The following is a 13302-nucleotide window of genomic DNA, read 5'->3' as shown; positions in this document are numbered from 1 at the left end:
AATGGGACGAGAAGTAGTATTTGCCAACATACGAAAAAGAATGATAGCAATGATAGCTGGCGGTGTGATACTCACGCTAATGGGTGGATTTATCTCATTTGCGGCGGTAGTAGCCGGTGAATACGGCGTATTGATACTTGGACTTTTTGCGCTTACGCCTGGTGTTATATTTCTTATATTTGGTACGTCACGGAGGACGCACCCTGAAAAGAGCGGCATATTCAAAGCCAATCCCGATCTTTTACAGCAGGCTGACGAGCTTTACGCCAATATACAATATCAGGACGATCATATTATCGTATCCGACAGGGTGCTTGCCAACAAGAAAGCGCCATTTCAGATGTGCTGGCGAGAGGAAGCCTACGGCATTTACCAGCACACAGCGAGTATGAATTTCATTAGCTACACCAACGAGATAATCGTCTGCACGAAGCACAAGAAGAATATACTGCGTTTTAACGTATATGCCAAGGGCAAGGATACCGCCATGGGGCTTATGCAATTGCTTTCCCAATGTTGTCCCAACGCAATGGTAGGCTACACGCCTGAAACGCTTGCATATGTTAAGGAAATGCAGAGGCGTGCTCAGCAATAGATGATGGACAAGCTCTTTGTGCTTAAATTTGCACAAAGGGCTTGACTTTTTTTGTGATTACTTGTATAATAGTATAGTTGACACAAGGAGATGTACCCAAGTGGCTGAAGGGTCCGCACTCGAAATGCGGTAGTACGGCAAAACCGTAGCGAGAGTTCAAATCTCTCCATCTCCGCCAGCAGGGGCTTGCCCCTGCACTTAATTCCGCCTTACTGTGGTAGGGCGGATTTTTTTGTTGCCACACAAAATCTTGCATTTCCACCCGAACTGTGTTATAATCCTATATATCAAACATCATAACACGGAGGTCTATCATGTACGAAAATTTTAAATATCTCGACGCTGTTGCACAAAAAGAGATAACCAACGGTGTTTTCTCAGGCTCAGTTCTCAGCGTTATCCATAAAGGTGAAACTGTCTATCTCAAAAGCTTTGGTCTTGCTGACAAGGAGAAAAATATCCCTATGAAAACTGACAGCATTTTCAGACTTTTTTCTATGTCAAAGCCTGTTACAGCCGCTGCCACAATGATACTTATCGAGCGTGGCTTGCTCGACACTCGTCACCCGCTCAAGTGGTTTATCCCTGAGTTTTCCGACCCTGTGGTTCTTGATGAGAACGGTGAGCGTCCTGCCGACAGAGATATAACCATAGGCGACCTGCTCACCATGACTTCCGGTATCCCTTATCCTGACGGCACTCCCGCAGGTCAGAAAATGGGTGCGCTTTGGGGCGAGCAGTCTGAAAAATATCTCAAGGGCGAAAAGCTTCTGGATACCGTAAGCTTTGCCAAGGAAATGGGCAAGCGTCCTCTTATGTTCTCCCCCGGGGAAAAGTGGATGTACGGTGCGTCTGCTGACATCATGGGTGCTGTTATCGAGGTGGTTTCCGGCATGAAGTTCGGAGATTTTCTTAGAAAAGAGATCTTTGAACCCCTCGGTATGAACGATACAGGCTTCTATATCCCAGCGGAAAAGTACAGCCGACTTGCCCAGTGCTATGAATACAAAAATGGCGGAAACGAGCCTTTCACTCACTTCCACCTTTGCCTTACTGATTACACTGTACCTCCTGCCTTTGAGTCGGGCGGAGCAGGTCTTGTTTCCACTGCAGAGGACTATGCAAAGTTTGCTAAAATGCTTATGAACAAGGGCGAGCTTGACGGCGTGAGGATACTCGGCAGAAACACGGTCGATTTCATGACAAGAAACGGTCTTACACCTGAACAGCGCAAGACCCTTAACTGGGATAGCACAAAGGGTCACGGCTACGGCAGCTTCATGCGTATCCTTGAAGACCCTTCCGCCGCAGGACTTATCCAGTCAGAAGGCTCTTTCGGCTGGGACGGCTGGATGGGCTGCTATTTCAGCCTTGACCCAAAAGAACAGCTCTGCATACTCTATTTTATCCAGCAGACAGGCGCAGGCACTACCGATTCTGCAAGGCGTTTGCAGAACATCGCATGGGGTGCAGTAAAATAAGCAGAGGAGGTCTGAGATTTGAAATTACAGGAAGGCAGATTTATACAAGGGCTTAGAAATATGTTCAGTCTGCGCTGGGATATGGCTGACCCTGATGAGATACATAACACCATAATATCCGGTGCGAAACTTCAGGGTACTAATATGTGTATCCTTATGCTTGCCATACTTATAGCCTCCATAGGTCTTAATATGAACTCCACCGCCGTTATAATCGGTGCTATGCTCATCTCGCCTCTTATGGGCGGTATAACAGCCATAGGCTACGGAATCGCCACAAATGACCTGACTCTTTCAAAGGGTGCGGCGATAAGACTTTGCATACAGGTGGTTATTTGCCTTATCACCTCGACTATTTACTTTACTATCTCACCTATCACCACAGCCTCTTCCGAGCTTCTCGCCCGAACCACACCTACAGCGTGGGACGTTCTTATTGCCCTTTTTGGCGGACTTGCCGGCATAATAGGTCAGACCCGTAAGGAGAAAAGCAACGTTATCCCAGGCGTGGCTATCGCAACAGCACTCATGCCTCCGCTTTGTACTGCAGGCTACGGCTTGGCAAGACACCGCCTTGACTATTTCGGCGGTGCATTGTATCTCTTTTTCATAAACAGCTTTTTCATCTGCCTTGCGGCTATCGTTGTACTGAAGCTTTTAAGGCTGCCTCACGGCAACGATATTTCCCCGAAGGCTTTGAAAAAGATACACAGAAATATCGCTTTTATCACAGTTATTACCATGCTGCCTAGTATTTATCTTGGCTATGATATTGTGAAAAAGACAATGGATAACAGCAGTGCAGAGAAGTTTATCACCGAGAATTTTGACTTTGACGGCACTCAGATAGTGCAGAAAACAATAGATACCGATAAACGTATGATAGAAGTGGCACTTCTTGGCAAGAAGATAAGCACTGCCGATACAAAGGCGCTTCAAAGCGAGCTGAAAGCTTTCGGATTGGGAGATTATAAGCTTGTGATAACACAGACCGAGGTGGAAAGCGGTGTTACCGCTGACGAGGTCGAAAAGATGCTTGAAAAGAATGCCGACGATGAGGAAACACAGAACAAGGTGGCACAGGTGCTTGCACAGAAAGAAAACGACGACCTTAAAGCTGAGAATGAAAATCTGAAAGCACAGCTTGACAGCTATCAGAGCTATGATATAGACATGAGCGATATCGCCGAGGAGCTTGCTATCGTTTATCCAAACATAACAGGTGCGGCAGGCGGTCACATGAGCAGTCATTCAGTAGGCTCGCCCACAACAGTTAATGGCGTAACAGTGGTGCTATATGAGAACAAGGCTCTTACCGATGAACAGCTCAAAACTGTCACAGAGCTTCTGAAAAAACGTCTTGACGTGTCAAACGTCACAGTTATCCAGCAGGTGGAGAAGCAGAAAGATACCACCTCAAAGGCTGAAAGCACCGACAAAAAGAAAAAGAATTGAAAAAATTCTGAAAACCCCTTGCAATCTGAGAAGATGTGTGCTATAATATATTAAAATGTATAATTATGTTTTGGAGGAACAAAAATGAGCGTAATTGAGATCGTTGCAGGCGCACTGCTGATCGTAGCCAGCCTCGTTATCATACTTGTAGTTCTTGCGCAGGACACCAAAGAGCAGGGTCTTACATCTGCTATCGGCGGTGGATATAACGATTCTTTCTATGGAAAGAACGGTTCAAACACCAAGGACGCTAAGCTTAACAGACTGACAAGGATAAGTGCGATACTGATATTCGTGATAACTCTTGCTGTAAATATTATTTATCAGATCAAGAAATAATTACCCGCCCTGCTCCGTGCAGGGCTTTTTCTTTGCAGAAAGTAAGAATGGGGAAAAGAATGTAATGAAATGTGCAGACGGTGTAAAGAATAAGATAAGACCGCTTTTTGCGGATCTTTATGACTCGCTGATGTTTTCATATTTTGACGGCATTTTCGGCAATGCCTTTTGCGACGATACCACCGCACCAACTGCGGCGGTCATATGCTGCGGCGACTTTTATTTTGCCGCAGGTGACAAAAGCTTTGGGGCTGATATGCTCAAATTTTGCAGCGATAACAAAAACGCAGTCATAGTTCCTGACAGCGAGGAGCTTGCAAAAGCCTTGTGTGCCTGCGACGGACAGCTTAAAATAGTCAAAAGATATCACACCTGTCCGCCTGAAAACGACTTTGATACCGACAAACTGCGTGAAACATTATCAAGAGTACAAAATATGGGACAGCTTAAACTGTCAATGATAGATGAAGAACTTTATAAGAAAGCCTTGGCAGAGCAGTGGTCGGAGTCCTTTGTGTGCAATTTTAAAGACTTTGCGGACTTTTCAGCCCATGGCTTCGGATATGTGCTCACTGATAATGGCAGGATAGTCAGCGGAACTTCTGCGTTCTCATACTACGATAAAGGCGTTGAGATAGAAGTTTCAACCCGTAAAGAATACCGTCTGAAAGGTCTTGCACAGATAACTGCGGCGGCGTTTTTGCTGGAATGTGTACGCCGTGGGCTTACACCTCACTGGGACGCACGAAATCTCACCTCGCTTTCAATAGCACAGAAAATGGGCTTTGTGTTCAGAGATGAATACATAGCGTTGGAATATAAGTAAAAAGAAAGGAAATTTATGAAGTTAGATTACAGAAAAATAATATATTCAAAGTTAAAAAAAGCAGGCAAAAAGCCGCTGACTTTCAAAGAACTGCTGAGATCATGCAGAGGAAAGGGCTTTGAGTTTGAAAAATTCACAAAAGCCGTTGACAAAATGAAGAAAAACGGCGAGATAATGGAAGATAAATTCGGCATAAGGCTCGTTGACCCTAAGAAATTCGTCAAGTGCGAGGTGGTAAGGCTCAACAAGACCTATGGATTCGTGAAAAATCTTGACACTGACGAGGAAATTTTTGTTGTGGGCAAGTACCTCAAAGGCGCAATGCCACACGATATCGTCCTTGTGAGAACCTTCAAGGGCGAGGGAGCTTGCACCGAGGGCGAGGTCATGAGCATTGTGGAGGAGAATTTTGCTAAGTTCACAGGGGAGCTTGTGAGCGAGTTCGGAGTGCTGAAAATCGTTCCTGATATGCTGTCAAAATATGCAATGACCTTTGAGAACCCTATGAGGCTTGAGCTTCACGAGGGCGATAAGGTGGTGGCACAGGTCACAAAGCGTGGAAACAGGCACTCTGAACACGTCTGCGAGATAGTTTCAAGCTATGGAAGCTCCATGAAAGCCTCAGCCTGCGCAATGAGCGTTCTGGAGGTCAATGGTCTGACCCCTGTTTTCCCAAGCGAGGTCATTTATGAAGCTAGGGAAGTGTCCGATTATTCAAGGATAAAAGATGAGATACCGAGCCGCCTTGACCTCCGTGACAAGCCGATATTCACCATTGACGGCGCAGATACAAAGGATATCGACGACGCAATTTCCGTAGAGCGTACCAAAACCGGCTACCTGCTTGGCGTTCATATCGCTGACGTTTCCCATTATGTTCAGCCTAAGTCACAGCTTGATAACGAGGCTTTCAAGCGTGGCACAAGCGTCTATTACGCAAACCGTGTTATACCAATGCTCCCGAAAGAGCTTTCAAACGGTATCTGCTCCCTCAATCCGCAGGAGGACAGATTGGCGTTTTCCTGTCTTTGTGAGCTTGACAAGCAGGGCAATATCACCGAGTATAAGTTTGCAAAAACCGTTATCCGCTCCCGTGTAAAGGGCGTGTATTCTGAGATAAATTCACTTTTGGCAGGCAGTGACGACCCTGAGCTTAAAGAAAAGTATGCCGAGGTCTCCGACCAGCTGCCGCTGATAAAAGAGCTTGCGGATATTTTGTATAAAAACAAGAAAAACCGTGGCTGTCCTGAACTTGAAACTTCTGAAAGCAAGCTCATCATCAATGACGAGGATATCTGCGTTGGCGTTGAGCAGCGTACTCGTGGAAGAAGTGAAGAGATTATCGAGGACTTCATGTTGGTGGCGAATGAGTGTGCCGCAAGATTTGGCATGGATAATAACCTGCCGTTCGTTTATCGTATCCACGAAGAGCCGTCAGATGAGAAGCTTGAATCCCTGAGAGAAGCGCTTGTCAAGCTCAACGTCCAGTATAAGCTGGGCGAAAAGGCTTGCCCTGGGGATATGTCGGAGATACTCAAAGCCGCAAAGGGTACTGATATCGACCTTATCATGAACAATATCGTTCTGAGAAGTATGTCAAAGGCAAGATATTCCACCGAGCCTGTAGGTCACTTCGGACTTGCGCTGGAAGATTACGCTCACTTCACTTCTCCTATCAGACGTTACCCTGACCTGACTATCCATAGAATAATGTCAGCTTTTCTCAGCGGCAGCAGTGCAGAGGAGTGCGCCACAAAGTTCAACAAGTTCGTTTACGCCTCAGCCGACCAGTCCACAAAGACGGAGCTTACCGCAATGCAGGTGGAGCGAAGCTGTGAGGATTGCTACAAGGCTGAGTATATGAACGCTCATATCGGTGATGAGTTTCAGGGAACAGTGGTTTCAGCCGTTGAGTTCGGTCTTTTTATCGCACTTCCTGACACCTGCGAGGGACTTCTTCACACGGACAATATGCCTGACGGTGAGTATGTCTGCGACGATATGGTAAGCCTGAAAAACCTTACAAACGGAATGGAATATCGTGTGGGCGACGCTATCAGAGTAAAGGTGATAAACGCAAATGTAAACTCTGGCAAGATAGATTTTGCACTTGCTGACGAGGACTAAATTAGAAATCAAAAGGACGGTGAAAAAAAGCCGTCCTTTTTTGTGTGTTAAAAAAATGTAGGGGCTGGCGCCCTCGACAGCCCGCTTCTCTCGCACATCACTATTTATGTTGCTTTTCACATTGAATAAACATCGCACAAACAATGTAGGTGCTGGCGCCCTCGACAGCCCGCTTTTCTCGCACATCACTATTTATGTTGATTTTCACATTGTATAAACATCGCTCGAACCATGTAGGGGACGACGCTCTCGGCGTCCCGTTCCTTTCGCTCATCTTTTGGTCTTACAAATTTATCGTTTCATGAATTGCGTATATGTACAAAAAATCGGACAGTCGCACCAAGCAACTGTCCGATAATTTTTTTATTAATAAATTACTTTGAAAGACCCCAAATATCTCTAGCGTAGTCCTCAACAGAACGGTCTGCGGAGAAAATTCCTGCGCCTGCAATGTTTGCAAGGCTCATCTTCTGCCACTTTGTCTGATCCTTGTAGCACTCAGAAGCGTAAGCCTGTGCCTTCTGGTAAGAATCGAAGTCCTTGAGAGCCATGTATGGGTCAGAGTTCTTCAGGCTGTCAGCGATCTCGTTGAACTGCTGTCCGTTGATGCCGTACTGAAGTGTGTCGATAGCCTGCTTAACAACTGCGTTGGAGTTGTAGATGTCCATAGGCTTGTAGCCTGACTTGCAAGCGTTTACTTCGTCAACGTTCATACCGAAGATGATGATGTTGTCGTCGCCTACCTGCTCGTGTATCTCAACGTTTGCTCCGTCAAGAGTACCCAGTGTGATAGCACCGTTTATCATAAGCTTCATGTTACCTGTACCTGAAGCCTCTGTACCAGCAAGTGAGATCTGCTCAGAGATGTTTGCTGCTGGCATGAGTATCTCAGAAAGTGATACGTTGTAGTCCTCGAGGAAGATAACGTTGAGCTTCTCGTTGAGCTTCTTGTCCTTTTTCAGCTCCTGAGAAATGTTCCAGATAAGCTTGATGATCTGCTTTGCCATGTAGTAGCCAGGAGCAGCCTTTGCAGCAAAGATATATGTCTTTGGTACAAAATCAGCGTTTGGATTAGCCTTGAGGTAATTGTACTGTGCTATGATGTTCAAAGCGTTGAGCTGCTGTCTCTTGTATTCGTGCAGTCTCTTTACCTGAACGTCAAAGATAGAGTCAGTGTTGAGAACAACGCCGTACTGATTCTTTACATACTTTGCAAAACTCTTCTTGTTGTCAAGCTTGATCTTTGCAAGTCTGTCAAGAACGTCCTTGTCGTCCTTGAATACAGCAAGCTTAGAAAGCTCAGCGGCATTCTTGAGGAAGCCGTCGCCTATCTTCTCGCAAAGAAGATCTGTCAGACCCTCGTTAGACTGATAAAGCCATCTTCTGTATGCGATACCGTTTGTAACGTTCTTGAACTTTGTTGGTGTGTCAAGATACTCGTCCTTGAATGTTTCTTTCTTGATGATTTCAGAGTGTATCTTTGCAACGCCGTTTACGCTGTGGCAAGCGTGTACGCAAAGAGTAGCCATTTTCACCTTGTTGTCCTCAACGATAGACATATGTGAAACCTTAGCCTGATCCTTGTATCTCTCCCAAAGATCCTTGCAGTAACGCTCGTTTATCTCGATAATGATAGAGAAGATTCTAGGGCAAACGCTCTTGAGGAGGTTGCAGTCCCACTTCTCCAAAGCCTCAGGCATTACAGTGTGGTTTGTGTATGCAAATGTGTTTGTAACGATGTGCCAAGCCTTGTCCCATGAATAGCCGCAATCATCAAGAAGAACTCTCATAAGCTCTGGGATAGCAAGTGTCGGGTGAGTATCGTTGATGTGGATAGCTACCTTTTCATGGAGATTGTCAAGTGTGCCGTAAACGCTCATGTGCTGGTTTACGATATCGCCGATAGAAGCAGCGCAAAGGAAATACTGCTGTCTGAGTCTGAGTGACTTGCCCTCTGCGTGGTTGTCGTTAGGATAAAGCACCTTTGTGATAGCCTGTGAAATGATGTTCTTGCTAAGAGCCTTCTGATAGTCGCCCTGATTGAACATTGACATATCAAAGTCAGCCATTTCAGCTTTCCAAAGTCTGAGCTTTGAAACAGCCTCGCTGTTGTAGCCTGATACGAACAGATCGTATGGAACAGCCATAACTGATGTGTAGTTCTCGTGAGTTACGCAGTGATACTGATTGTCCCAGTATTCCTTAAGCTCGCCGTCAAAACGAACCTCGACAGCCTTTGACGGAACAGGAACGAGCCATACAGAGCCGCCCGGGAGCCAGTTGTCAGGAAGCTCGGTCTGCCAGCCGTCCTCCAGCTTCTGCTTGAAGATACCGTATTCATAGCAGATAGAATAGCCTGTAGCATGATAGCCGTCGGCAGCAAGAGCGTCAAGATAGCAGGCAGCAAGTCTTCCAAGACCACCGTTGCCAAGACCTGCGTCAGGCTCGCACTCGTAAATGCCGTTTATAGAAATGCCCATGTCCTTAAGAACCTTTGTAGCCTGCTTCTGCATTTCAAGGTTATAAAGAGAAGTTTTAAGGCTTCTTCCCATAAGAAATTCCATTGAAAGATAGTAGACCTTCTTCTTGCCCTCAGACTGAGTTTTAACGGTGAACTTTCTTCTCTTAGCTTTAAGAATTCCTACAACGATCTTAGAAAGAGCCTCGTATACCTGCTGGTCGGAAGCATCCTCAGGTGTTGTCTGGAAATCGTTGTGAAGAACGTCAAGAAGCTTTTCTTTAAGTTCCTGCGTGGAAATTGTTTTTTCTACAGCATTATTTGCCATAAATCTTTACCTCCTATATACTTTCAAGCCGAGCTTTGCGCTCTGCACCTTTATTACTGTATTGGCGAAAACGTTTAAGAAATAAGGAAAGTTTTCACCCATTGAGGGGAATAGCACGCCCCTGCTCCTGATAATTATACCACAAGCCGACAATTTTTGCAAGAAAAAATGCCAAACGCCCCTAAAATTTAAACACTTTCTACATAGGGCAGGCGTATGATTTGTAGAAATCATAGACGCTGATATGTTATTTCTGCAATAGTTGTCATATTATGTTTGGAATATAATACAGGATATAGTATTTGCCTAATTTTATTATATGGTATAGTTGCATAATTGTCAAGGCGTTCAATTGTATAAAATGCTGATTTTGGAAGAATGAACAGCAAAATGGGGCAGTAGGGGCGGTAGTTTTTATATAATCACAAGAATATGAATTTGCTAGGTGGGCATATAGGTCATATGATATGTGTTTGAATAAAAAATCAGGACAGCCTTAACCGTCCTGATAACAAAAGTTCTATTCTTCTTCTATCTTTTCTTCAGCCTTTGCAAGCTGTTTCTTGTCAAACACGCTCTTTGCTACCTGAATACCGAACACGATCGCTGCACCGATAATAAAAAATACGATGCTGAATGTGCCGAATGACATAGGGTCTTTAGGCTCTTTAAGCGTTGTAGGACCTATAACTATGGCGTACAGCGAGCCTATCATCATGCCGATAACGCAGTAGATAGTCTGGCTTCTGAACTTTTCGAGAGCCTTTTTGATAAGCCTGAGAGTAACGAACACCCCGAGGATAATGCCGATACCCAAAGAGCAGAGAAGTCCGAAATACTCGAAATTCAAATGAAGGAACTCTTTTATTCCCGTGATAACAGGCATATAAAGACCGAATGTGAGAAGTATGGTGGAGCCTGAAATGCCGGGAAGCACCATTGCAGATATTGCGCACATTCCTGCAAGAACAACGAATATCACTGTGCCTATATTCATGTGAGAAACGTCAGCACCGCTGCCGGAGGGATTTATAAGGGAAATGCCCACAACGATAGCAATGCCGATAACAGCCCATACGATGTTGTAATATTTGCCCTTAATGCTCTCTTTTTCTTCCATTATCATGACCGGTATCGCCAGAATGATAAAGCCCAGAAACAGCGAGCTTACCTTGTAGATGCCGCTTTCAAACACGTTAGCAAGCACGCTTACTGCAAGAAGCATACCGATCACCCAGCCCACGCCAAGCTTTATAAGAAAGAAAAATGCTTTTTTACGCTTTGCATTGTCACGTCCCATAATGTCGTTAAGGGAATTTATGAAGCTGTCATAAAAGCCTAGCAGAAACGCTATAGTTCCTCCCGAAACTCCGGGGACACTGTCCGCAAGAGCCATGCAAAAGCCTCTGAGTGCGTTTATTATCATACTTGTTTCTATGCCTTAAAAGGCATATCCTCCTTCCGTGGTGTTGTCTGCTTTCGTATCAGCAGACTTTTCTTTTGTTCTGATGTAAGCTTTTTCTACCTGTGTCATCAGCTTTCCAAGCTGTGCTTCCTGCTTATCGTCACTAACGAGCGCCGCACTTTTTTCAGCCGAAGCCTTTGCCGATCTCACATCACCCTGAGCGAGAAAACACTCGCCCTTGTAAAGCTCACAGTTGCACCTAAGCGTCTTGTCGGCGTCACGGCTTTTCTCTGCGCTGTCAAAAAACTTCACCGCCGCTTCAAAGCGTTCGTTGAAATACTCCAGCAGACCAAGGGTGAAAAGCATCTGTCCATTGCGTTTACCGAGAAGACCTCGCTTGAAGTAATGCTCTGCCGAAACAAATATCTCGTTTGCCTGAGAAATATCACCTGACATGAGCCTGCCGTAAAGAAGCAGTTCAAAATACTTGTTCTGATCTGAGGGGGTAAGCTTATCAAAAGCTATACGGTCAAGTGTGAGAAAACAGTTTTCAAAGCGTTTTTCTGAAATGTAAACAGCGGCAAGCTTCAAAAGCCCGTGACCCTTATCTTTGTTCTGCCTGAGAAGATATTTTTCAAGAAGCTCAAAATATTCGTCACAGCCGCCCTTTTTAGCGTAGAGCCTTTCGAGCTTTTTTATTTTTAAGACCCATATGAAAAGCCCTGCAAGCTCGATGATGCACAGGAATATAAGACAAAGAGGAAGCGCTCTCATAAAAACGTTTATGCAAAACTGCGCTCCATAGCGACAGCCCTTTGAAAGCCATGCAATGCACATCACAGCATAACTAAGCATCAGGCTCAATGCGGCAATGAGCCACAAGGTCCTTATAACGCCTTTATGCACCTTGCTCACCTCTTTGTAAATCATATCACATATAAGTAAAAATCAAATGTTGTCTGTGTAAAGAATGGGTAAAAATGTATAAACTGTTCATAAACTTTTAAATTTAATCTATTGCTGTCTACTGCATATCCTTATTTCTGTTTTTGAGAAGCTTCTGTCTTTTGCGTTCGTGTCTATCCATAACTATCTTTTCGCAGAAGTCTACGACTTTCTTCATGAAAGGCTTGAAAATGTAGAAAAATTCGCCCTCATAGGTAACGACCTCGCCGTTAAAGCCCTTTTTGAACTTGTATACGCCGTAGTTAGGGTTTGTTTCATCGTTGTAGAATGGTATGCCCTGAAAATCATAGATATAGTTTTTGCCCTCCAAAGCCCAGTTTATCATCGTCCACTGCATGAGATAGTTAGGGTAGAGGTTTCTGTGGTGGTTTGCTGAAGCACCGTAAACATAGCAGGTCTTACCTGCATACTGTGTTGTTACTGCACCTGACAACGGTATCTGCTTGCCGTCCTCGTCAACATAGCACATGAAAAGTCGGCAGTGTTCAGGACCAAGACCATTGAGCATTTTTACAAAATACTCCTTTGAACGGATAGAGAAGCCATCTCTGATACCTGTTGCCTGCATAAGAGGGTAGAAATCGTCAAGAGCCTCAGTGCCGCAAGCCTTGCAGTAAACGCCCTTTCTAGGGGCTTTTCTGATACGGTTTCTCCAGTCAGGCTTGAAAGTCGCCATTACCTCGTCAGGGGTCTTGCCCTCGATATTTCTGAGCATATAGTTATTACGAGCCTGAATAGTGGTCAGCTCAGCCGCCTTGTGTATGTGCTTGAAGCCCATGTCCTCGATAAGCTTTGTACACTTGTCGTCGCCCTCCTCAAAGCAAGGGTCCCACATAAACTGGTAGCATTTGTATTTCTTTGCAAGCACTTTTACGCCCTCGAAAAGGTCGGTCATGACCTCTTTATCAGACCAATCGCAAACAGGGCCATGAGGGGCATACATAAAAGTAACACCGAAGATAGGCACTTTTTTGATTATGATAAGGCAAGTTCCACGGATATTGCCGTCAGCGTCACGGGAGATAACAGCGTCCCAGCCCCAGTTGTCCTTTACCTTCGGCCATTTGAGGGATTGCATGAAATTGCCGTATTTGCTGGTGCTTGCGAACTGTTCATATTCTGCAAGGAGTTTTTCATCGGACTTATTGATTATTTCCATTTTATAAAGATCCTCTCTGTAAGATTTTTTCTGTTATTATGCACTATCTCATTCATTATACTACATATTACGGGAAAAATCAAGGGGGGAGTTTAAGTGAGGAGTGAGGAGTTGTAGTGCTACAATAGATATTGGACAAAATTAAGAAAAAAGAAAAGAGAGA

At 44.9% G+C, this 13302-nt stretch carries 10 protein-coding genes and 1 tRNA gene; 7 read left to right on the top strand and 4 right to left on the bottom strand.

What is annotated here, in order from left to right:
- The first annotated feature begins 1 nt into the window (after position 1).
- The 7 genes from DWW81_RS08035 (at position 2) to rnr (ending at position 6823) form a co-directional block, all read left to right on the top strand.
- Complete coding sequence (locus tag DWW81_RS08035; RefSeq protein WP_117891525.1) at positions 2 to 595, top strand: hypothetical protein; 594 nt, start codon at positions 2 to 4, stop codon at positions 593 to 595.
- An 86-nt stretch (positions 596 to 681) separates the two neighbouring features.
- Positions 682 to 773 (top strand) — tRNA-Ser (locus DWW81_RS08030).
- Between the two features lie 136 nt (positions 774 to 909).
- Complete coding sequence (locus DWW81_RS08025; protein WP_117897298.1) at positions 910 to 2076, top strand: serine hydrolase domain-containing protein; 1167 nt, start codon at positions 910 to 912, stop codon at positions 2074 to 2076.
- 18 nt (positions 2077 to 2094) lie between these two features.
- Positions 2095 to 3531, top strand: a complete 1437-nt coding sequence (locus DWW81_RS08020; protein ID WP_117897297.1) for a DUF389 domain-containing protein — start codon at positions 2095 to 2097, stop codon at positions 3529 to 3531.
- An 84-nt stretch (positions 3532 to 3615) separates the two neighbouring features.
- Complete coding sequence (secG, locus tag DWW81_RS08015) at positions 3616 to 3870, top strand: preprotein translocase subunit SecG (protein ID WP_022287545.1); 255 nt, start codon at positions 3616 to 3618, stop codon at positions 3868 to 3870.
- Positions 3871 to 3934: 64 nt separating this feature from the next.
- Complete coding sequence (locus DWW81_RS08010; RefSeq protein ID WP_117897296.1) at positions 3935 to 4696, top strand: GNAT family N-acetyltransferase; 762 nt, start codon at positions 3935 to 3937, stop codon at positions 4694 to 4696.
- A 15-nt stretch (positions 4697 to 4711) separates the two neighbouring features.
- Positions 4712 to 6823 (top strand): ribonuclease R, encoded by a 2112-nt coding sequence (gene rnr, locus DWW81_RS08005; RefSeq protein WP_117897295.1) that lies wholly within the window; start codon positions 4712 to 4714, stop codon positions 6821 to 6823.
- Between the two features lie 374 nt (positions 6824 to 7197).
- Here the strand turns inward: rnr and DWW81_RS08000 are convergent, their stop codons facing one another.
- The 4 genes from DWW81_RS08000 to DWW81_RS07985 all read right to left on the bottom strand — a co-directional run bounded on the left by DWW81_RS08000 (position 7198) and on the right by DWW81_RS07985 (position 13139).
- Entirely contained in the window at positions 7198 to 9609 is a 2412-nt protein-coding gene (locus DWW81_RS08000) for a glycogen/starch/alpha-glucan phosphorylase (RefSeq protein WP_117897294.1), read from the bottom strand.
- 520 nt (positions 9610 to 10129) lie between these two features.
- A complete protein-coding gene (locus tag DWW81_RS07995) occupies positions 10130 to 11035 on the bottom strand; it encodes a DUF368 domain-containing protein (protein ID WP_325208510.1) in 906 nt (301 codons plus the stop codon).
- Positions 11036 to 11050: 15 nt separating this feature from the next.
- Entirely contained in the window at positions 11051 to 11944 is an 894-nt protein-coding gene (locus tag DWW81_RS07990) for a hypothetical protein (RefSeq protein WP_147339772.1), read from the bottom strand.
- 94 nt (positions 11945 to 12038) lie between these two features.
- A complete protein-coding gene (locus tag DWW81_RS07985) occupies positions 12039 to 13139 on the bottom strand; it encodes a peptidoglycan bridge formation glycyltransferase FemA/FemB family protein (RefSeq protein ID WP_041337421.1) in 1101 nt (366 codons plus the stop codon).
- Positions 13140 to 13302 lie beyond the last annotated feature (163 nt).

The sequence above is a fragment of the Ruminococcus sp. AF17-1AC genome, assembly GCF_003461385.1.
Taxonomy (GTDB): domain Bacteria; phylum Bacillota; class Clostridia; order Oscillospirales; family Ruminococcaceae; genus Hominimerdicola; species Hominimerdicola aceti.
The sequence above is the reverse complement of the archived record's forward strand: the minus strand, read 5'-3'. Positions and strand labels throughout refer to the sequence as shown.

What these genes read in the sequence shown, in the direction of transcription:
- DWW81_RS08035 (WP_117891525.1), top strand. Translation starts at nt 2, where the DNA reads ATGGGACGAGAAGTAGTATTTGCCAACATACGAAAAAGAATGATAGCA.
- DWW81_RS08025 (WP_117897298.1), top strand. Translation starts at nt 910, where the DNA reads ATGTACGAAAATTTTAAATATCTCGACGCTGTTGCACAAAAAGAGATA.
- secG (WP_022287545.1), top strand. Translation starts at nt 3,616, where the DNA reads ATGAGCGTAATTGAGATCGTTGCAGGCGCACTGCTGATCGTAGCCAGC.
- DWW81_RS08010 (WP_117897296.1), top strand. Translation starts at nt 3,935, where the DNA reads ATGAAATGTGCAGACGGTGTAAAGAATAAGATAAGACCGCTTTTTGCG.
- rnr (WP_117897295.1), top strand. Translation starts at nt 4,712, where the DNA reads ATGAAGTTAGATTACAGAAAAATAATATATTCAAAGTTAAAAAAAGCA.
- DWW81_RS08000 (WP_117897294.1), bottom strand. Translation starts at nt 9,609, where the DNA reads ATGGCAAATAATGCTGTAGAAAAAACAATTTCCACGCAGGAACTTAAA.
- DWW81_RS07995 (WP_325208510.1), bottom strand. Translation starts at nt 11,035, where the DNA reads ATGATAATAAACGCACTCAGAGGCTTTTGCATGGCTCTTGCGGACAGT.
- DWW81_RS07990 (WP_147339772.1), bottom strand. Translation starts at nt 11,944, where the DNA reads ATGATTTACAAAGAGGTGAGCAAGGTGCATAAAGGCGTTATAAGGACC.
- DWW81_RS07985 (WP_041337421.1), bottom strand. Translation starts at nt 13,139, where the DNA reads ATGGAAATAATCAATAAGTCCGATGAAAAACTCCTTGCAGAATATGAA.